At 40.1% G+C, this 20,923-nt stretch carries 16 protein-coding genes and 1 pseudogene; 3 read left to right on the forward strand and 14 right to left on the reverse strand.

Features of this window, described 5'->3' with window-relative positions; all coding sequences use genetic code 11:
- A pseudogene (locus QZR70_RS02165) lies at positions 1-196 on the reverse strand (M20 family peptidase); the annotation flags it as partial.
- A 172-nt stretch (positions 197-368) separates the two neighbouring features.
- Here QZR70_RS02165 and QZR70_RS02170 point away from each other — a divergent pair.
- A complete protein-coding gene (locus tag QZR70_RS02170) occupies positions 369-1,151 on the forward strand; it encodes a basic amino acid ABC transporter substrate-binding protein (protein ID WP_295792793.1) in 783 nt (260 codons plus the stop codon).
- 249 nt (positions 1,152-1,400) lie between these two features.
- Positions 1,401-3,770 (forward strand): tetratricopeptide repeat protein, encoded by a 2,370-nt coding sequence (locus QZR70_RS02175; protein ID WP_295792794.1) that lies wholly within the window; start codon positions 1,401-1,403, stop codon positions 3,768-3,770.
- 115 nt (positions 3,771-3,885) lie between these two features.
- On the opposite strand, the gene QZR70_RS02180 is transcribed toward QZR70_RS02175, so the two are convergent.
- The 9 genes from QZR70_RS02180 to QZR70_RS02220 all read right to left on the reverse strand — a co-directional run bounded on the left by QZR70_RS02180 (position 3,886) and on the right by QZR70_RS02220 (position 15,351).
- Complete coding sequence (locus QZR70_RS02180) at positions 3,886-5,142, reverse strand: inverse autotransporter beta domain-containing protein (protein ID WP_295792796.1); 1,257 nt, start codon at positions 5,140-5,142, stop codon at positions 3,886-3,888.
- Between the two features lie 62 nt (positions 5,143-5,204).
- Positions 5,205-6,470 (reverse strand): inverse autotransporter beta domain-containing protein, encoded by a 1,266-nt coding sequence (locus QZR70_RS02185; protein ID WP_295792798.1) that lies wholly within the window; start codon positions 6,468-6,470, stop codon positions 5,205-5,207.
- Positions 6,471-7,133: 663 nt separating this feature from the next.
- Positions 7,134-9,968 (reverse strand): isoleucine--tRNA ligase, encoded by a 2,835-nt coding sequence (gene ileS, locus QZR70_RS02190; RefSeq protein ID WP_295792800.1) that lies wholly within the window; start codon positions 9,966-9,968, stop codon positions 7,134-7,136.
- A gap of 378 nt (positions 9,969-10,346) precedes the next feature.
- Positions 10,347-11,273 (reverse strand): hypothetical protein, encoded by a 927-nt coding sequence (locus QZR70_RS02195; protein WP_295792802.1) that lies wholly within the window; start codon positions 11,271-11,273, stop codon positions 10,347-10,349.
- A gap of 264 nt (positions 11,274-11,537) precedes the next feature.
- Positions 11,538-12,203 carry a hypothetical protein gene (locus QZR70_RS02200; RefSeq protein WP_295792804.1) on the reverse strand — a complete coding sequence of 222 codons (666 nt, stop codon included), beginning with the start codon at positions 12,201-12,203 and terminating at the stop codon, positions 11,538-11,540.
- A gap of 167 nt (positions 12,204-12,370) precedes the next feature.
- Positions 12,371-12,901, reverse strand: a complete 531-nt coding sequence (locus QZR70_RS02205) for a DUF805 domain-containing protein (RefSeq protein WP_105089623.1) — start codon at positions 12,899-12,901, stop codon at positions 12,371-12,373.
- Between the two features lie 100 nt (positions 12,902-13,001).
- The gene (locus QZR70_RS02210; RefSeq protein WP_295792807.1) at positions 13,002-13,637 is read right to left on the reverse strand and encodes a DUF805 domain-containing protein; all 636 of its coding nucleotides are present in this window, start codon (positions 13,635-13,637) and stop codon (positions 13,002-13,004) included.
- Between the two features lie 217 nt (positions 13,638-13,854).
- Positions 13,855-14,424, reverse strand: coding sequence for a DUF805 domain-containing protein (locus QZR70_RS02215; RefSeq protein WP_295792809.1), 570 nt, complete (start codon positions 14,422-14,424; stop codon positions 13,855-13,857).
- 3 nt (positions 14,425-14,427) lie between these two features.
- Entirely contained in the window at positions 14,428-15,351 is a 924-nt protein-coding gene (locus QZR70_RS02220; protein ID WP_295792810.1) for a DUF805 domain-containing protein, read from the reverse strand.
- Positions 15,352-15,517: 166 nt separating this feature from the next.
- Between QZR70_RS02220 and QZR70_RS02225 the strand changes: the two genes are divergently transcribed.
- On the forward strand, positions 15,518-15,808 hold the full coding sequence (locus tag QZR70_RS02225) for a hypothetical protein (protein ID WP_295792812.1): 291 nt from the start codon (positions 15,518-15,520) through the stop codon (positions 15,806-15,808).
- Positions 15,809-15,945: 137 nt separating this feature from the next.
- On the opposite strand, the gene trpA is transcribed toward QZR70_RS02225, so the two are convergent.
- The 4 genes from trpA to trpD all read right to left on the reverse strand — a co-directional run bounded on the left by trpA (position 15,946) and on the right by trpD (position 20,610).
- The gene (gene trpA / locus QZR70_RS02230) at positions 15,946-16,737 is read right to left on the reverse strand and encodes a tryptophan synthase subunit alpha (RefSeq protein ID WP_295792813.1); all 792 of its coding nucleotides are present in this window, start codon (positions 16,735-16,737) and stop codon (positions 15,946-15,948) included.
- On the reverse strand, positions 16,730-17,923 hold the full coding sequence (gene trpB, locus QZR70_RS02235; protein ID WP_295792815.1) for a tryptophan synthase subunit beta: 1,194 nt from the start codon (positions 17,921-17,923) through the stop codon (positions 16,730-16,732). The genes trpA and trpB overlap by 8 nt, the downstream gene beginning before the upstream one ends.
- A gap of 173 nt (positions 17,924-18,096) precedes the next feature.
- On the reverse strand, positions 18,097-19,596 hold the full coding sequence (trpCF, locus tag QZR70_RS02240) for a bifunctional indole-3-glycerol-phosphate synthase TrpC/phosphoribosylanthranilate isomerase TrpF (protein ID WP_295792818.1): 1,500 nt from the start codon (positions 19,594-19,596) through the stop codon (positions 18,097-18,099).
- Positions 19,597-19,599: 3 nt separating this feature from the next.
- Positions 19,600-20,610 carry an anthranilate phosphoribosyltransferase gene (gene trpD / locus QZR70_RS02245; protein WP_295792820.1) on the reverse strand — a complete coding sequence of 337 codons (1,011 nt, stop codon included), beginning with the start codon at positions 20,608-20,610 and terminating at the stop codon, positions 19,600-19,602.
- Positions 20,611-20,923: the final 313 nt, after the last annotated feature.

Raw genomic sequence — 20,923 nt, forward strand, 5'->3', positions numbered from 1 at the left:
CCATAAACGCAGTTGGTAGGTTACAAAATTCATAAGTTACATCCATACCATGTTTTTCGAGAATAGAACCAATCGTTTTTACGGTCTCAAATTCATGACTAGAAAGCTCAGGATTCTTAGCTAATGTATAGTTAATAGCAAACGCATCCGGTGCGAAGCTTTTACAAAGATCTGAAAAGGTATTAGTAAGGGACATAGTGCCTCCATGTATATATCCTAATTATTGTAAAAATTATAATACTCTACAATAAAGAATAGAAAACTCATTTACTCTTAATTATACAATGTTATTGCCTATTATTGTAAAATTCCGTACAATATAAACAGAATTTGATAAACCATGTATATGGATGTTTGAGGAGGTTTCTATGTTTAAGTTCAAAAAGTTGACAGCCATCGCCCTCGTAGCGGTAGCAGCAATGGGTTTATTGGCTGGTTGTGGTAATGACAAACCAAAAATGACACAACAAGAAGGTGTATTGCGTGTAGGTTCTGAAACTACATTCCCACCATTCGAATTCACTGAAGGCGACAAATACGTTGGTTTCGACGTTGATTTGTCCGAAGCAATTGCGAAAAAATTAGGTTTAAAAATGGAATTCAAATCCATGGGCTTCGATGCTTTGATTCCAGCAGTTCAATCTGGCGATATCGACATGATCGCAGCAGGTATCAATGCTACACCTGAACGTGAAAAAGCATTGGACTTCTCCGATGTATACTTCGACCAAGGTGGTTTCATCACAGTTGTTCGTAAAGACAACACAACAATCCATAACATGGATGAATTAGCAGGTCATACTGTAGGTGCTCAAATCGGTACTATCCCTGTTGAAATGGCTCAAAAAATCCCTAATACAACAGTAAAACAAATTGATTCCAATGCTAATATCTTCATGGAATTGAAAGCTGGTACAATCGACGGTGCTATCATCGATAACGCAGTGGCTATGTACTACCTTAAACAAGGTGCTGACAAAGACCTTAAACTCGTAGGCGAACCTACTAAAGCTGAAGGTACAGTTCTTGGCGTGAAAAAAGGCAACAAAGCTTTACAAGAAGCTGTTAACAAAGCTCTTAAAGAACTTAAAGAAGACGGCACTTACCAAAAAATCTACGACAAATGGTTTGGTAATTACAACCAAAAATAATATCTATCCTTATGCTTTAGGATAAATACAATCCCCTCTTAAAGATTTCAATAATCACAAAAAATAATATCTATCTCTATAAACTAGGATAAATATAACCCCTCTGAAAGACTTCAAGGCTCACATATAGTGATACCGAAGTGCTTTTAGAGGGGATTTTTTATTCTAATCCCTCTTTTGCGGTCCCTCGCGTTCGTTATATAATAAATACGTATTCTATAGTAAACGTAACTAATTAAAGGAGGCCTTATGGCACAGTACTTTACGGAACGCCTACAAAAGGTCTTCCACATGATTTTTAAATCCTACAATCAAGAAATGGCCCAAGAAGGTTTGCGCCAATTAGAACTGATTGTAAATAATCAGCATAGTCCTGAGCAGCCAAATCATCGGGCATTGAGAAACGACATGACGACCTCGCTGGGAAATGAAATCGACACCAAAGAGGACGCTTTAAAAATAGCCAATGATCCTGAGGCTCGAGAGATAGCTGATGCGTACGCTTTGTTAGCTCGTATCTATGCAGGGCCACGCTTTACATGGGAGGAATCTAATTTCCCGGAAAATAACATGCGCACCTATCAATGCTTGCACGATAGCATTCGCCGTTGTAGTCCTATCGGTACCTTACAAGCATTACGTATCAATGGAACGATTACACCTACTGTTGAAAAGGATATGTTAATATCTTTTGACGATGCGTTTCGTATTGTTTACGACTACGCGGAGCAAGGTGATGCCTTCTGCCAATACATTATAGGCAATGTCTTTTTCTGGCGCGATGACGACCGTATCAGCCTTACAAGGGATATGATTACACCACCTCGCCTCAGTTTGGCGAAACGTATCCAACAGAGCTTCCAAAAAGGTTCTATACAGGAACGTCTTATAGCCTTACAAGGTACGATTTCCAACGAAACATTACAGGAAAATGCTACTAAACTCGCCAAGGAATGGTTTAACAAGGCCCTCAACAATGGACTTGCCATGTTCCAAGGCAATTTACGTAACATCTATATCGACGAAGGCGATTTTGATAATGCGCGCCGTGTAGCTTTAACGGCTGCTGAGCTAGGTAATCCAACCATGATGCTCTACACCGGTCTAGACTGTCATGAACATGGAAAATTTGAGGATGCTTTCACATGGTTCACGAAAGGTGCCTCCTTGGGCCAAGCTGAAAGCACAGCCGAATTAGCAGATTACTACTATCATTTCTATGATACTAAAGAGCTACGCAGAGTCATTCCTTATGATCCTGTAAAAGCAATTGGACTCTACCGCCGTGCAGCTACTAAGTATTTTAGTGATGCCGGCTATGCTGCATTACAAGCCGCCTTTGGCTATATCTTCCACATTGGTCACCTACCGCTAGACTGGGGCCTCATTGCAGACTTAACACACATGGCAGCCATAAAAGAACGCTTTATGTTTTCCTTGCCATACATCGGTTACATGCGCATCCATGGCTTAGGGGTAACCAAGAATATACGCTTTGGTGTTCAATCCTTAACACGTGTACTAGAGGAAGAAAAGCGCGCATTAGAAGAGGAAGATCGCGTTCTCTTTTACGATATTACACGAGCTTTAACGCGCGTTGCCTTAGGCTATGCCTATGAAAAAGGCTATGTTTCAGGCAAACCTGATTTGGATTCTGCAGTAGCCTATTACGAAGAATCCCATCAATACATACTGTCTCACAAGGCAAACCTCGATGAAGAGTTAAAAGATATTCCTATCGATGATGAAGCAGAACAACGGTTAGCGGCCTTTGAAGAGGTTGATGGCCATTGGCGCTACAAGGAAGGTATTACAGAGTCTACAACCACAGTACGTCCTGGTCACACAGAATGGCCTCAAAATGCAGCACGTTTATCTGTAAACATGGATGACTTCTTATGGGATACCACCTTATATGATTGGCAAACCATTGAGCACGCCTTAGCATCACAAGACGAAATGAAGCTAAGCTTTTACAATCATTTCCTATCCGTTCCAGACAAGCTACGCAACATTTTTAAGCTAGATGTAAAGCGTATGCTACGTGATACGTACCAAGTCAGAATACATGGTTATGACCCAGCAGAAGGTCAAGAGACCATTTACCGAGCACTGCTCAAGAAAGAGAATGCCATTCAGCTATTAAAAGACCTCTACGATACGCACCAATTGCCTATATTAGGAGACAACTGGTCCATCGAAACGAACGAGGAAAAACCAACTTGGCATTATGTACTCGATGTAGATCAACAAGCATTCCTACTTGAAGAATACGACGATGCTAACGCCATGATACAAACTGCACTACAAGGCTTAAAAGACAAAAAATACGAACAAATTAATGTCCGTACTCATGACTTTATTGGCCCATCCTATTTCATTTTCAGAGGCAATCACGCAAATCCATTTAGAGTTCAACTCTATCTAAAAGAATCCGTACGCCACTCTATCGACAAAGATGGAAACCCTCTAGATACGCCAGGTAATACCTATCTATTTGAACAACATTTAGGTAACGAAGTATCATTAAACTACTGGATTCAAAAAACGATTAATACCTTGGAAATACCTGAGCTAGATAATTGGAAAAAACTCAGTGTGCCTAAGGCATTACAATAGAAATAACCGAAAACATAAAAAGAGCTAGTACATAAAATGTACTAGCTCCTTTTTATAACCTATAAATAGACTAAACTATTATAAATGATCATAAGGGTAATGAATACGGAAATTCCTATAAACCAACATCGACAAACTGTTGTTCATAAGTATTTTCCACAGTTTCTTGTACAACCATGTCGCTACGATGTACTTTATCAAGCATCTTGGAACGAGCCGTTGTAATCACGCTTTCACTATGTTTACCACCACGCCAAGCAAACTTAGATGTGCCGATGGTATATTTCAAGGTCGCATAAGGACCACTCAAATGATGAGATGCTGTTTTGTAACCCGCATCAAGAGTAAGATGTGGTGTAATATGGAATTCTGCACCCACTTTAAACCCTTTAATAGCATCGCGCTTATTTAATTTATAATAGCCTACTCTTACAGCCTCTCTACCACGCCAATTATAATAGTCCGCATAGACACGAGCCCAACGAGCATTTTTGAAAGTTCGTGAGTATCCTACATCAAATCCACTGGCAGCAACCTTTTCTGATAGCATCCAATGATTTTCATAAGCAGCTATACCATAATTATAAAGACTTTGATCAGGATCCATACCATATGGATACAATCCTGCAGGATCACCCAATACAACACTACGCCCATGGAGACCTATATATTTTCTATCATCAGTCCCTAGATTTCGGTACAGATTAGCATGAAATTCATTAAGGCCTGCCACATATTCTACACCGCCACTAACGCGCTTATAGCCACCTTTAAACACATGGTCATAGAACGCATTAACACCGACATAAGCATGTTCACCTTTGCTAAGACGACGATAGCCAATGCCAATATTAGCATTCATTCCTAATGATTCTTTCGTATCTGTTTGTTTATCATGACTTATAAACGTCCCTGCAGGTCTGGCTGGCTCCAAATAACCATCTAATTTATAAGATGAAATCTTTTCTCCACTGCGCCCAATACGACCTTGTACAAAGACAACGCTTTTAGCATTTTCATCATAATGGGTTATAGGTTGCAAGGTCTCAATATACAATTTATTGATTGCAGTAGATTTTGAATTTTTCGAAGTTACAGTATTTAGATCATCATGTCTCATCGATGATTCACCAACATAATGGTGCTGACTATGCGTCTCTTTCGAATCTTTCATACCAACACCAACTACGATATCTGTGCGATCCATCCAGCTAGAGCGAACTGCTTCATGCTTAGCCCCATTCACTTCTGTAGTAGAATCTGCAACACCTTGACCATGTCCATTTTGTACATCTGCTGCAAAACCTGTAGCACTAAATGCACATGCTACAGCACCTAAAACCATTGCTTTTATCATTAATGTCTTGCTCATATAAATTACTTCCCTATTATTACATGTCTTATTTAATATCTATAATCTAAACTACAGTGGTATTATAAATGATCGATTGGCGCCAAATAATCGTATTCAATGTCATCAAAGGATTCTACAATCATATCTTGACGACGTACCTTATCTAGCATTTTAGAGCGAGCTGTTGTAATCGTATCATCACTATGCTTGCCACCCCAGAAGGCAAATTTAGATGTACCTAATGTATATTTAAGAGTGCCATACATACCTTTCGACATGTTATTAGCATTGTTATACCCAATATCTAAAGATATATGTGGTGTTAACTGTAATTCAGCACCGATTTTAATGCCCTTATAGTGATTTGCATTTCGTGCGGTAAACCACGGCACAGACCAATGACCTGGACGTCCCCAATTATATTCTTGTGTATGCCCGAATCCATGTCCCTTCCAACGATATCCGTTTACATAGGCACGAGCCCAGCGAGCATTCTTGAAAGATCTAGCAAAACCAATTTCATAGCCATCTAGTGCTCTACCGCCTTTGTAGGTATAATAATTTTCACTAGGAATCGTATTATAAGGGAATGTATCTGGATAGCCATTAGGATACAACCGTTTAGGATATGGATTACCGCCACCACCTTTTACGAGTTCCTTATTACCAAGGCCTCTATACACATTGGCATACACTTCGTTGAGACCATTCACATACTCTACACCACCGCTGATACGATTGTAATTTCCTGTGAAAGCACGATCTACAAAAGCATTAACACCTACATAGGCATGTTCATTTCGGCTAAGGCGTCGATATCCAATACCTACGGAACCAATAATTCCTAATGTTTCGGATGATTTTTCATCCGTATTTATTTTTGTATAAGAAGTTTGTCCATAGCGATTGATTATTACTTCAGGAAGAAGATAACCACGCATCTCTTTCGACGCTATTTTCTCACCACCGCGTCCAATGCGCCCCTGTACAAATAGAACACTTTTACTGTTCTCATCATAATGAGAAATAGGCTGCAATGTTTCTATATAAGCTTTCGTTACATTACCGTAATCAGATTTCTTATTATAAATGGTATCCAAATCATCCGTTAGAAAGTGTCCTTTATCTATTTTGGAGTGACCTCCGGACTGTACACCTACTGCGATATCCGTACGATCCATCCAATTCGAACTTACAGCTTCATGTTTAGCCTTATTCACTTCTGTAGTAGAATCTGCTATACCTTGTCCATGTCCATTTTGTACATCTGCTGCAAAACCTGTAGCACTAAACGCACATCCTATAGTTCCTAACACCAACGCCTTAAAGAATACATTTCTTCTCATGACTTATACGCTCCCCTCGTTTTGCATAAGAAATAAAACCACACAACACTGCCCGTTCTTCACGTTCATTTCATGTTCAATTAATCTTCATTATAGGTATGCTTGCTTCTATAGTCAATATAAGGCCTTATAGTTAAACGACACTTAAAGATTCTCTAAATCATTATGTTACAAATTGATTTCTATTTTCAGGCATAAGAAAAAGACCACCCGCAAGCTGGGTGGTCTTTTTTCTGGGGAATGAAATTGTTATTTGAATAAAGGCAAGATTGCGTTTGCTAAACCAGTAAGTGCAGCCAAAATTGCTTTAACGATAGTTGCTACCATTGCTCTTCCTCCTTCTCATATAAGCACAATAACTAAACTAACTATAAATATCTTAAACTAGTATATTAAGTTTAATATGAAATGAGTAAATTTTTACACATTAATTTTTCATGAGGAAAACAATAAAGTACTAATTATGATAGATATTTTCATGAGAAAGATAGCATACAACGAATTCATAATTCTATATATTTTCTTAATATTTTGTAAACTAGCATAAATATGACTTAGAAACTCAGTCATAATAGAAAAACCCTTCTCTACATTCCCAGTTCAAACCGAACTAAAGAATATTAGAGAAGGGTTTCTATAAATTATGTTGTTTCCTATCTATAATTATAGAGATTTAACAACCTCTGCACAGCGATGGCAAAGTGTAGGATGTTCGCTATCTTGACCTACTGTATCGCGATGGATCCAGCAGCGTTCACATTTTTCAAGTTCAGATGGAGCAACTACTGTTGCAACGCCTGTTTCTTCGTCTTTTACTGCCTCTGCTGGAGCAGCGCCATTTACGATGTGAGCTTCGGATACGATAACAAGTTTAGACAAGCCTTCTTCACCAAGAGCGTTCAATGCGTCAAATGCAGCGCCTTCAGCATATACTGTAACGGATGCATCCAATGGGTGACCGATTGTTTTGTTTTGACGAGCAAGTTCCAATGCTTTTTGTACGGATGTACGCAAGTCTAATAATTGGTTCCATTTGTCAGCCAATTCTTGGTTGAAGTGTTCAGGATAACCTTGTGGCCAATCTTGAAGCATAACGGATACAGCCATGCCTTCTTCTTTAGGCATGTATTTCCAAACTTCTTCTGCTGTGAAGGAAAGTACTGGAGATACCATAGCTACCAATGTTTTCAAGATTTCGTACATCGCTGTTTGAGCAGAACGACGAGCTACGTTGTTTTTGCTTTCAGCATACATAGTATCTTTCATTACATCAAGGTAGATGGAGCTCAAGTCTACTGTACAGAAGTTATGAATTGCATGGTATAACATATGGAATTCATAATTTTCGTACGCATCAGTAACCTTTTGACGCACTTCTTCTAAGCGCAACAATGCCCATTTATCGAATTCGGACATATCTGCATAAGCCACTTTGTCGGTATTTGGATTGAAGTCATCCAAGTTGCCAAGCAAGAAGCGGAATGTATTACGGATCTTACGGTATACTTCGGATAATTGTTTTACGATATCTTTAGACAAACGTACGTCTGCTTGGTAATCTGCGGAGGAGACCCACAAACGCATAACGTCAGCGCCATATACGTCGATGATGTCGCTAGGTGCCACTGTATTACCTACAGATTTGGACATTTTGCGACCTTCGCCGTCCACAACGAAGCCGTGAGTCAATACGGAGTTGTAAGGTGCTTTACCTGTTGTGGCTACTGCAGTCAACAAGGAAGAGTTGAACCAGCCGCGATGTTGATCGGAACCTTCAAGGTACATAGCGCATGGTACGTCAAGATCGTTAACTTCAAGTACGCCAGCCCAAGAGGAACCCGAGTCGAACCATACGTCCATGATGTCAGTTTCTTTTTTGAACTCATCATGACCGCAATGAGGACATTTGAAGCCTTCTGGTAACAATTCTTTAGCACTGTGTGCCCACCATGCATCGGAGCCTTCTACGGCTACTTTTTCTTGTAATGATTTGATAGTATCATCGTTGATGATGTGCTCGCCGCAGCTTTCACAATAGTAAATAGGAATTGGCACGCCCCAAATACGTTGACGGGAAATTACCCAGTCACCACGATCGCGAACCATGTTGAAGATACGGTCATGACCCCATTTAGGAATCCATTGCACTTGATTGTCGATTGCATCAAGAGCTTGTTGACGGTACCCATCTACAGAGGAGAACCATTGTTCTGTAGCACGGTAGATTACAGGATTTTTACAACGCCAGCAGTGAGCGTATTGGTGACGCAAGCTAGATTTGTGAAGCAATGCATTATTGTGCGCCAAGATTTTGATTACAGGCACCTCTGCATCGTGGATTTCTACACCAGCCAATGGGAATTCGGTATCGCCATAACGGTTGTCGTCTACTTGTTTTGTGTAGTTACCAGTTTCATTAACAAGAGATACGATAGGAAGTTCAGTTTTGCCTTCCTTGTTATAACGCATAACGATGTTAAAGTCATCTTCACCGTGTGCAGGCGCTGTATGTACACAACCGGTACCGGCTTCAAGTGTTACATGGTCACCAAGCAATACTGTGGAATTACGTTCAACAAATGGATGTTTGAAATCAGCCAATTCTAAATCTGCACCAGAGAAACGGTTTACGATTTCGTAGTCTTCGATACCGATATCTTTCATAGCCGGTTCAACAAGCTCAGTAGCCATCAAGTAATATTCTTCGCCTACTTTTACCCAGCCATATTCAAGCTCAGGGTTAACGGAGATTGCTACGTTGGCAGGCATTGTCCAAGGAGTAGTTGTCCAGATAACAGCAAATGCTTGTTTAGGATCTACGCCAGCTGGCAATGTCACCTTTTTCTCGGATACGTAAGGGAATTTTACGTAGATGGAGAAGGATTTTTTCTCAGCATATTCGATTTCTGCTTCTGCCAATGCAGTTTCACAGTGAGTACACCAGTATACAGTTTTAAGACCTTTATAGATGTGTCCCCGTTTTGCCATTTCGCCGAAGATACCAAGTTGTTTTACTTCGAACTCAGGACGTAATGTCAAATAAGGACGGTCCCACTCACCTAATACACCAAAGCGAATGAAGTCTTGTTTTTGAGTTTCTACGCATTCTAATGCATATTCCTTACATTTGTTGCGCAAATCAAGAGGTGCCATTTCATGACGGTTAAGACCAGTATTTTTAATAACCGCATGCTCGATTGGCAAACCGTGCGTATCCCAACCAGGGATGTAACGAGTATAATGACCAGTCATCGTTTTGTATTTCATGATGATGTCCTTCAACGTTTTGTTGAGGGCATGACCGATGTGCAATTTACCATTTGCATATGGCGGGCCATCATGCAAGATGAATGGCTTTGCGTCTTTACGCAACTCCAAACGTTTTTGATAAATCTTATTATCTTCCCAGAATTTTAAGATTTCTGGTTCGCGCTTAGGCAAATTGCCGCGCATTGGGAATTCTGTTTCAGGCAAATGTAACGTCTTACCGTAATCCATGATGTGCTCCTTTTACATAAAAAAATCGCCCGTCCCCGAAGGGACGGACGTAATATCCGTGGTACCACCCTACTGACCTTCTGTGAAAGCTAGAACATTCCGAGCATACGAAATAACTAGGCTTCATTTTGTGAAAGCCACTTAGACATATAACGGTGTTCACCGGCAGGGTTTCTGCTTGCTCCAAAGTGATCCGCAAATCTCTAGATTTCCAAACCTTTCAGCCCATGAGTTTGGTCTCTACTAAATCCGTCTGAGACGTGCCGTCTTTTTCAACGCAATCTTCATATAATAGATAATTATAGGTCTCATTAGGGTAGCTTGTCAAATATATTCTACCCTAAATGTTATATCGTGTTTAACATATAATATTTCACATTATAATTCTTGTGGCACATACGGCTTCTGTACAGAATCTAATAATTTAAAATTCATCGGACTTCGTACCATTTCATTATACTGCTCAACAACGGCCTCCTCCGTTTCACTAGAAGGATTAGCCATAAAATCCTCAATAGCTCTATCAAGATGTCTCTTTTGCTCTAACCGATTCTGAGCCTCGGCGACAGTAATCTTAGCACCAATTCCATCGGCTGCTTCCTTCTGTGCTTTCACCCATTGGAAATCACTATCGGATTTATGCTCCACAATATGATCTACTATACCGCTATAAATAAGCATCATTTCCGCCATATTAGCGCCATTCGTCTGCCCATTGTTGCGCATCAACTTAACAAGACGTTCTCCCTCCTGCTTGTGATAGGTTTTAACAATGGTATCTAACGCATTATATTTTGGTCCAAATGCTTCGATTAATGATGAAAGCTTCTCCAACTGCGTATGAGCAAATGCATAATTATCTGATTCATAGCGTTTTTCTTTATAATACGTATCTAGCTCTTTCACGACTACCACAACGTCGTGTAATACCGGTAATAAAGCATCTGTAGCTGCTTCCAAGTCACTATGTGTGTGCCCCGCTTCTCGCGCCGCAATGAGTTCTTGCTCAAGACGTTCATAATCCCGCACCTTAAACTCAGCTAGCGGTACATTTTGTTGTGCTTGCTGCACCGTTTCCATATGTTGATGACTATATTTTACACTAGTGAAATTAAACTCATTTGTGGCAGCCAAATAAAATCTAAAAACGCGCCAGATTTCCTTCTCACTATCGCTTTGCGTAGCTTTCACCTGACTATTTGTCTTTAAATTATCCATATTAAACTCACAACCACTTACAACGCCTACACTCGCCACGATACACACAACTAAACCTATCCGGTGCCACCAATTCTGACCACTCATCTATCTCTCCTAAATGCTCTACATTCCCATAAATTAATATTACAGATATTGTATAAAATTAATACATCCAATTCAAGATGAGGAAATAACAAGACATAAGAAAACCCCATACAAAGTATGGGGTATAAAATATTATATTTTGGATAATAACTGTGGGGCGAACATTTCGCTCTATCAAGGCCCACCTTAGTGTTATTCTATACGATTAGTATAACAATTAAATTTTACTGATGTCAATCAAGCGACTTAAGAAATGGCTGCTAATTAAATTCTATCAAATCCATCATATGGTAAGTCATACGTCTTATAGTCATAGCCAGTAATACGCCACATTTTATTATCCATTTGAGTCATTTCTATAGGTAATACTTTGGTTTCATTAGTCTTCGTATCCAATGCGCGAATTTCTATATTAACAACTCCATCTTTCTTACTTTCTTCCTCTATGGAAATTAATTCATATCGTCCTACTTCTTTTAACGTCTGCAAATTATCTTTAAATGGATCTTTAGGATCAGGTCTATGTGGTATATGACTTCTTAAATCTTGGTTAAGTAATACCTCTTTTACATCTAAATAATAATTATCTATTGCTGTAAATAGCAATGCTTCTCCAAGATTCAAAATCTTAGTTTCTCCTTTTGAATTAGTTTGAGATATATTCCGTCCATCAGATTCTTTAAGTAATTTTTCGATATATGGATCATAAATACGGTGTAAAATACCTTCGCCATCTACGTATTTAAAAAATGTATCCGGATCACCATTTTGAATTGATTCATATATAATCTTTAAAGAGTATTCAGGTGACTGCTGATACTGCTTATTCAGATGATCTGTATACATTTTGTAGCCTATACCTGCCACTGCCATAATACCTATCAATGCAAAAACTAAAAACTTAGCTATACTTACCTTTATAAATTTCATTACTATTATCCCTCTCTCATCAGATAATTTATTGCGTCACATAATTAACTTACAATATATCATAGCCATGAGTTTATAGATAGTTTAAATTTATAGATCAACACATAAAAATGCCACCTTTATTATGTTCCAATAAAGGTGGCATATTCATATAACTAAACTTTCTATTATAGTGCTAAAAAGGATATCCAAATATTAAGAACCCAAAGGCAGAGGCACACAATCATTGCTTTTTGGTCCATGCTTTCAGATGGTGTTTCTTTGAGGCCCGTACGAGCAGCTTCTTCAGCTGTAATTGTTTCATAGCTTGTTGGAGAACCATATTGGTTATCGCCTACATCACCCGGTTTAGCCAATAAATAGATGACATATACAAGACCGATGATTGGAACAAATGGAAGTAGCAAAAACCATCCAGATTTATTTATATCATGTAAACGACGAACTGCAATACCAGTATACGGTAAGAATACAGCACAAGTGTAAGCAAAGGATAATAAATTAAAGAGGGATCCCAAGAATGTATTACCAAAAATAAATCTTAATACACTAAATACAAAACCTATGACAACTGAAACCGCTACAAATCGCCAATATTCACTGCGGCTTGCTCTACCACTAAAATTAACAAAATTACCAACTACAGAGTGCTTGAAGTTATCAACATACGCCAAGTTTTTAATGTTTAAATCAGTCATAATTCTCTCCTATAAAATGACAATTGAAATTAATTTATTATACAACAAAACAGCCTCCTGCACCATGCAAGAGGCTGTTATTTGTATGTGTATTTTATTTTTACATTGCACTAGTCATTAGCAATCGATCTACTAGGAACCATAGCACAAAGATGGCACATAGTAGTCCTGCCGTAAGGCCTGTGGTAGGTGTGGCATCTATTAAGCCGATTTCATGGGCCATTTGTTTTGTTAGAACAACACGGCCTGTTGGTGAGCCAAATCGGTTGTCGTGGCTTTCACCAGGAAGAGCCATCAACACTAACAATATAATTGTACCAATGACAGGAACAACACCAATAAACACAAGACCACCAGAACGGCCTTGATCGTGCAAGCGTCGTACGGCAACAGCTACGCCAGGAATGACCATAACAACGGACATAAGTACAAGAATAACTAGCCCGAAGCCTACACCAACGGCACTAGAGAGCGGACTAATATAGCTCAAGAACGCACAGGTAAATAGAATGGCTACAAAGAGCAATTGATACACCAAAAAGAAATTCCAATATTCGCTACGGCTAGCACGCCCTTCAAAGTCAGCGTATTTATAAACAAAACATTGTTTAAAGTTTTCAATCATGCCTAGACTATATTTATCTAACGAAATGGGTGCTTTACGAATACGTCCACAGTTTGGACAGTATCGTTCACTTTTTAACACCTCGTGTCCACAATAGGGACAAGGTCTCATAATAAACTCCTTCCATCCACAGCAGGAAACAGTGAAGCTCATAAAGTCCTGTTGCTTTAACACATATAGTAACTTAGATATGTTTTGAAGTAATCATATCTATATTTTTGAATTCATCTTGATTTCATTTTACTACAAAGTGTTATATTGTCTATAAAGGAGTTGTTAAACTTTTATAAAATAAAATAATAATTATGCTATTAAAAGTAGATTAATACTATATATAGCCATTAGCGTTAATACCATACCATAATATATCACCGATGGTATCTCCAAATACGATGGATTGAAGAATAAATATAGTAATACCCATAATCCAGTCTTGTTTTCGGGATGGCGTTTCTTCAAGCCCCGTGGATTGACTTACGCTAGCAGTAATAGGAATATAGGCAGTTCTTTCACCGTAACCATTCTCTCCTTCATCGCCACGTTTCAATTCGTAAGTTAAGAATATAAAGAACCCAATAATTGGAATAAAAGATATTAGCTGAGTCCAGCCGCTACGTCCAATATCATGCATGCGTCGCGTTGTGATGGCAATATTGGGAAGCACGAAAAATAGCATTACTAACAACGTGATCGTATCAATAATAGACTCAAAATTATAGAGACCAACACCTTTACAAAGAACGGCTACGACTCCCAAGGTGCCTTCAACCATCATCATTCCAGCCATGAATCGCCAGTATTCACTACGGCTTGCACGACCTTTAAAATTAGCGTAGTTTTTGATGCCTAGCACAAAGGCATCGGTATAGTTCAAATCATATACATTTACAGATGCCATGACCTAGTCCTCCTCAAACGCTTCAAAACCAACGATTTTCCAACCATTGCCAGTGCTGTATAAACGAACTAACATGGATGGGCTTTTATCTACAAAGTCCACCCTATATCCGATATAATCCACCGTTACATCATCATCCACATCTTGAGATACATAATCCAATCGTATAGATTCTACAGCAGAACGTTGTTCCTTTACCTTAGCTTGCTGCCAGAGATCAAAGGTGCCATATCGTTCCATTTCACGACTGCTTAAATCGCGATACGCACTATGATAATCGCCATTAGCCAGTGCTTTGTAATATTCCTTCACCACTAGATAGCCTTCTGTTGTGGCAGAATCATTACGTAGTAAACGGTTTGCTTTTTTGGTGAAAGCCCCCTGCCCCAAGTTCCCAAAGGCAGTTTCTTCTATCATATAGTTATGCCCCATCATAGATGTACCTACACTGTTTGCAATCCAGCCTAAAACAAGAAGAGCCACGATGAAGGCTCCCGAAACAGATCGCTTCTCATGTATACTAGGTTCTACAGATATCTGTTCATTAATTATGCTTACTTCTTGTGTAGGAGCCGATCTTTTACATAATAGGTAGAGCAAAACCAACCACCCTAAAATAGGAACGAAGACAAGGATCATCAATGTTGGATCATTATTAGAATCACGCAACCGTCTTGCTACTAGCATAATGGTCGGCAATGTTAATAATATCGTCAATGCAGTCAATACGCCGCCCCCTAAGGATATAGCATATAAAAATCCATAAGGAATGAAGGTTGCAAGACCTGTTATGAATATAACTAGACCGTATACAAAGGTCATAGCGCTTATGGTAAGCCAAAAATCGGCTGTCGTTGTTCGTCCTTTACCATTTGCATAGTTTTCTACTAGCTCGCGATAGAGGATTTCATATACTCTCTGCTTCATAAATCTCCTACTATATTTAGATATGATACAAACTTAGATAATCCTATTATACTATGCTTTACCAAGGCTTACATTTCATTTTTTCTTCATTGATTTTACCTATACTAATAATATATTTTTTACAACTAAAATTCGTGCAATTAAGTTTGTATAGGAGATAATAATTATGAACGCTAAATTGACTAAAGTAGTAGCTATGGCCAGCTTGGCAGCATTCTTAACAGTAGGCATTGGTGCCAATGTAGCGCAAGCTAAAGATTACCACTTCAAAATCGGTGAAAACCATCGCATGGAAAAGAACGATGATGGTACAGTAGACAGCAGTGCTCATCCATGGTTCAAACCAGATCAAAAGAAACATAGAAAACACAAAATTTCTGAACGCGAAAAACATGACAAAAATGCAACTGCAAAACGCAGTGAACGTCATCAACGTTCCGAATCTACAAATGGCTAATCATTCCCCTTTCATAACTGGTTATCCAGTCATATAACACATAACTAAACTAACTAACCTAAAAAGGACGTTATACACATGTATAACGTCCTTTTTAGTATGTATTGTATTATCTATTTATTATGCTGTAGCTCTTATTATGCATCAGCTTTTAGCACAGCTTGTTTCATAGATTGTACGTAGTCAAACAACGCTTGGTCTGCATGTTCGCCATGTTCTGCAACGATTTTAACGATAGCAGAGCCTACGATAGCACCGTCAGATACGCGCGCCATTGCTTCTGCTTGTTCTGGCTTAGAAATACCGAAACCTACAGCTACAGGGATATCTGTATATTTGCGAATGGTTTCAACGATGGATTTAATATCCGTTTTGATTTCGCTACGCATACCTGTAACACCAAGGGATGATACGCAGTACACAAAGCCTTCTGCGTCTTTTGCGATCATTTCAATGCGGTTTTCAGATGTCGGAGCGATCAAGGATACCACTTCAACACCGTGTTTATTAGCAACGCTAGCGAGTTCTCCTTTTTCTTCAAATGGCATGTCTGGCACGATAACGCCGGAGATACCAACCTCTTCGCAGAGGGTAAAGAATTTTTCACGACCGAACACATAGATTGGGTTCAAGTAGGTCATGAACACGAGTGGAATAGTCACTGCCTCTTCACCAGTACGCAAACGGCGCACCATATCGAAGATATCGTTGATTTTTACACCTGTTGAAAGTGCACGTGTACTCGCTTCTTGGATAACTGGGCCTTCCGCTGTTGGATCGGAGAACGGAATACCGATTTCTACCATGTCGGCGCCGGCTTTCACCATCACACGAATATAACGTTCTGTATTTTCAATACCATGGTCACCAGCACTGATGAATGGGATGAATGCCTTGCCCTTTGTGAAAGCGTCTTTAATTTTACTCATGAAGATCCACCCCTCTGTATTTCGCCATAGCCGCTACGTCTTTATCACCACGACCAGATAAACAAATAATAATGATATCGTCCTTGCTCATAGTAGGAGCAATTTTACGCGCATGTGCCACGGCATGAGCACTTTCAATCGCTGGAATAATACCTTCTAAACGAGACAAGTATTCGAAAGCATCTACCGCTTCGTCATCCGTTACAGGTACATATTCAGCACGACCACTATCATGCAAGTACGCATGTTCAGGACCGATACCAGGGTAATCAAGGCCTGCAGAGATAGAATATACTGGAGCAATTTGGCCGTCTTCGTCTTGGCAGAAGTAAGATTTCATACCATGGAAGATACCAACAGACCCTTTTGCAATTGTCGCTGCATGTTCCTCTGTATCGATACCGCGACCTGCCGCTTCACAACCAATGAGGCGAACGCCTTCATCAGGAATAAAGTGATAGAACATCCCCATCGCATTGGAACCGCCCCCTACACAAGCCATAACAGCTGTTGGCAATTTACCTTCTGCTTCAAGGATTTGCGCACGTGCTTCACGGCTGATAATGGATTGGAAGTCACGAACGATCATAGGGAATGGATGAGCGCCCATAACAGAGCCCAACACATAGTGTGTATCGGACATACGATTTGTCCATTCGCGCAATGCTTCAGAAACAGCATCTTTTAATGTGCTAGTACCAGTTGTTACAGGATGCACCTTAGCGCCTAATAATTCCATACGATATACGTTAAGCGCTTGACGTTCACAGTCTTCAGCACCCATGTATACTTCACATTCCATGCCCATCAAAGCAGCAATAGTAGCTGTTGCTACACCATGTTGACCTGCACCAGTTTCAGCAATAACACGAGTTTTACCCATGCGTTTTGCCAATAACATTTGGCCGATTACATTGTTCAATTTGTGGGAACCAGTATGGTTCAAATCTTCACGTTTCAAATAAATTTTGGCGCCCCCAAGGTCTTTTGTCATGCGATCTGCATAGTATAAAAGGGATGGACGACCTGTATACTTTTTATGTAAATCCTCAAGTTCGCGCACGAAATCAGGATCATCTTTGTACTTGTTGTATGCCTCTTCCAATTCGATGACTGCATTCATCAATGTTTCTGGCATAAATTGGCCACCGAAGGAGCCAAAATAACCATGTCTTTGTTCACTCATATAACTTACCTTTCCATATACCATTCCTGCTAGCACGCTATGTATAGCGTTACTATTGGTATCTATCTCAACAATCGATGAATTCCATCGGATGTGTCTAAAATATTATTATATCTTAGATTTATGTATTTTCTATGATTACTCGCCTATAATAGGCCTTATTCTCTCAACATTCAGTGAGCTATGGTTCTCACGATGTTTGTGAAAGCTTTAATTTTCTCATCGTCTTTCACGCCATCTGTTTCAATACCGCTACTAATATCTATACCGTAAGGGCGAACTGTGCGAATAGCACGCGCCACGTTAGTACTGTCGATACCGCCGGCGAGCATAAATGGACGTTCAAACTCATCTAAGCAAGACCAGTCGAACACTTCGCCCGTACCGCCTCGTTCATCCTTATGATACGCATCAAACAACAGCATATCGGCACTACTATCAATCCATTTTTCTGCATCAGCAGCACCGCGAATTTGAACTGCCTTCCAAACCTCTACATCTGTTTTCTCTTTGAAAGCTTGGATAAAAGCTTCATCTTCATCACCATGCAATTGCACTGCGTCAAGATTAACCTCATTTGCAATTGCCACAAGGTTATCTACTGTTTCATTTACAAAAACGCCTACCGTTTTAATGTTCTCAAAATTAAGATTTTCTTGGACAAATTCCTTACTATCTTGCGCTGTTTCAGCATTCATTGGCGCTTCAACTGCACCATATATTTTTCCGTATTGTTTATGAAGTTCTTCCACTAATGTTTTAGCTTGATCTACAGTAACTTGTCGTTTGCTTGGTGCAAATACAAGGCCCATGTAGTCTAGCTTTGCTTCTACTACAGCAGGGATTGTTTCCACCTTGGAGATACCACACATCTTAACCTTCGGAGTATAGTAAGTCGGGCCATAGAGATACGCCAGTTTCTCAACCTTGTTAGGCGAACGCATAAAAGTTTCCCCCATCAAGGCTACGCCGATGTTGTTATCGCGCAATACTTGGATATCCTCTGGTGTTTCTAAGCCACTTTCAGATACAAAAATCACATCATCTTGAACGAGATTACGCAAGCGCACACTATTTTGTACGTCTACTGTGAAGTCTTTTAAATTGCGGTTGTTAACTCCAATAATGCGAGCGCCGCAATCGATGGCCATTTGTACTTCCTGTTCGTCGTGAGCCTCTACTAAGGAGGACAAGCCAAGAGAGTCGGCTAACTCACGGAACTTCGTCAATGTAGGCACATCGAGGCATGCACAGATTAATAGGATTGCACTAGCGCCCCACACCTTTGCTTGGTAGATTTGGTATTCATCAATGATGAAGTCTTTGCGTAATACAGGGATTTTTACGGTGCTAGCGATTTCTTGCAAGTATTTTTTGTCCCCTTTAAAGAAGTCTGGCTCAGTCAATACAGAGATGGCTGCTGCCCCTGCCACTTCATATTCTTTTGCGATATCTAAATATGGGAAATGCTCAGCGATAATCCCCTTTGAAGGGGACGCCTTCTTTACTTCGCAAATGAAGTTAAAGTCTTGCTGGCGAAGGGCTGCTTCAAAAGGAAATCCTGTATCAGATGGCAACGCTAAGGCCGCTGCTTTCACAGCCTCAGGCGTTTCCACCTCTTTTTCTTGGGCCACTCGAACTTTAGTAGCCTCTACAATCTTATCTAAAATCAATGGTTATACCTCTTGGGTTGCTTTCACAAACTGTTCCATTGTAGCAAGAGCCTTGCCAGAGTCGATCATGTTTTTCGCCTCTTCAATGCCCTCTGCTAATGTAATGCCATCTTTTGCAAGGTAAATCGCCATACCAGCATTGAGAAGAACAGCTGTGCGTTTACCACCTTGCTCACCACCGAGAACGCGGCGTGTAATTTCAGCATTTACTGTTGCATCGCCACCTTCAAGCTCAGTTTTATCAGCATATTCGAAACCGTATTCTTTAGGATCGAATTCGTAGCTTGTGAAAGCTCCATTATTAATTTCGCATACGTACGTTTTGTTAGTTGCCGTAATCTCATCAAGGCCGTCGAAGCCGTGTACCACAGCACCACGCTTAACGCCAAGGTTAGCCAATACACGAGCCAATGGTTCTACCAAAGATTTATCGTACACACCCATCAATTCCACAGTAGCACCTGCTGGGTTTGCCAAAGGTCCAAGGATGTTGAATACTGTACGAACGCCTAATGCCTTACGTACAGGACCTGCATATTTCATAGCTTGGTGATATACAGGAGCAAACATGAAGCACATATTTGCTTTATTAAGAACTGCTTCATTTTGTTCGCCATTAAGCTCTAATTTAGCGCCCAATGCTTCGATCAAATCAGCAGCGCCACATTTACTAGATACACTGCGGTTACCATGTTTCGCTACAGGAATACCGGCAGCGGAAATAATGAAACCAGATGTAGTAGAAATGTTGAACGTATTAGCTTCGTCGCCGCCAGTACCTACGATTTCTACAACTGTACCTTCATGAGGCACAGAACCAGCCTTCTCGCGCATAACCTCAGCGAACGCCGTAACCTCATCTACAGTAGGGCCTTTCGCTGCAAGAGCGCACAAGAAACCAGCCATAGGAACCTCGGCCACCTCGCCACTCATAATTTTGTTCATTGTATCTTTAGCAAGGTCGTAGGATAAATCTTGACCATGCGTTACTGCATATAATGCGTCTTTAATCATTTTAAATCTCCTTTTTAGGATATCTATTAAATTAATACCATTCTACCTAGGCTGTACCGATTGGGTCATGCCCTCAGCCTCCAAGAGGCCACCCCCCGCTATGCGGGGCGCCAAGTCGGCTTCACACATAACCCAATCGCACCTATCAGCAAAATCATACCAATTTAATAGATATCCCTCAAACAAACTATTATCAAATGATCCTGCGCATTATATAGAGTAATGCACAGGTCATTCCTTTATAGGGGGTGGGAATGGTGGTGCTGCGCACCACCACTTCTTTGATAAGGGGTTCTGGTTCGCATATTTTTTA

The sequence above is a fragment of the uncultured Veillonella sp. genome (genome assembly GCF_900545205.1).
GTDB lineage: Bacteria > Bacillota > Negativicutes > Veillonellales > Veillonellaceae > Veillonella.

Bases quoted from the DNA above. Each gene is read 5' to 3' on its own strand.
- QZR70_RS02200 (WP_295792804.1), bottom strand. From the start codon at position 12,203: ATGAAATTTATAAAGGTAAGTATAGCTAAGTTTTTAGTTTTTGCATTG.
- QZR70_RS02180 (WP_295792796.1), bottom strand. From the start codon at position 5,142: ATGAGCAAGACATTAATGATAAAAGCAATGGTTTTAGGTGCTGTAGCA.
- ileS (WP_295792800.1), bottom strand. From the start codon at position 9,968: ATGGATTACGGTAAGACGTTACATTTGCCTGAAACAGAATTCCCAATG.
- QZR70_RS02205 (WP_105089623.1), bottom strand. From the start codon at position 12,901: ATGACTGATTTAAACATTAAAAACTTGGCGTATGTTGATAACTTCAAG.
- trpB (WP_295792815.1), bottom strand. From the start codon at position 17,923: ATGAGTGAACAAAGACATGGTTATTTTGGCTCCTTCGGTGGCCAATTT.
- QZR70_RS02195 (WP_295792802.1), bottom strand. From the start codon at position 11,273: ATGAGTGGTCAGAATTGGTGGCACCGGATAGGTTTAGTTGTGTGTATC.
- QZR70_RS02220 (WP_295792810.1), bottom strand. From the start codon at position 15,351: ATGAAGCAGAGAGTATATGAAATCCTCTATCGCGAGCTAGTAGAAAAC.
- QZR70_RS02170 (WP_295792793.1), top strand. From the start codon at position 369: ATGTTTAAGTTCAAAAAGTTGACAGCCATCGCCCTCGTAGCGGTAGCA.
- trpD (WP_295792820.1), bottom strand. From the start codon at position 20,610: ATGATTAAAGACGCATTATATGCAGTAACGCATGGTCAAGATTTATCC.
- QZR70_RS02215 (WP_295792809.1), bottom strand. From the start codon at position 14,424: ATGGCATCTGTAAATGTATATGATTTGAACTATACCGATGCCTTTGTG.
- QZR70_RS02225 (WP_295792812.1), top strand. From the start codon at position 15,518: ATGAACGCTAAATTGACTAAAGTAGTAGCTATGGCCAGCTTGGCAGCA.
- QZR70_RS02210 (WP_295792807.1), bottom strand. From the start codon at position 13,637: ATGAGACCTTGTCCCTATTGTGGACACGAGGTGTTAAAAAGTGAACGA.
- trpA (WP_295792813.1), bottom strand. From the start codon at position 16,737: ATGAGTAAAATTAAAGACGCTTTCACAAAGGGCAAGGCATTCATCCCA.
- QZR70_RS02175 (WP_295792794.1), top strand. From the start codon at position 1,401: ATGGCACAGTACTTTACGGAACGCCTACAAAAGGTCTTCCACATGATT.
- QZR70_RS02185 (WP_295792798.1), bottom strand. From the start codon at position 6,470: ATGAGAAGAAATGTATTCTTTAAGGCGTTGGTGTTAGGAACTATAGGA.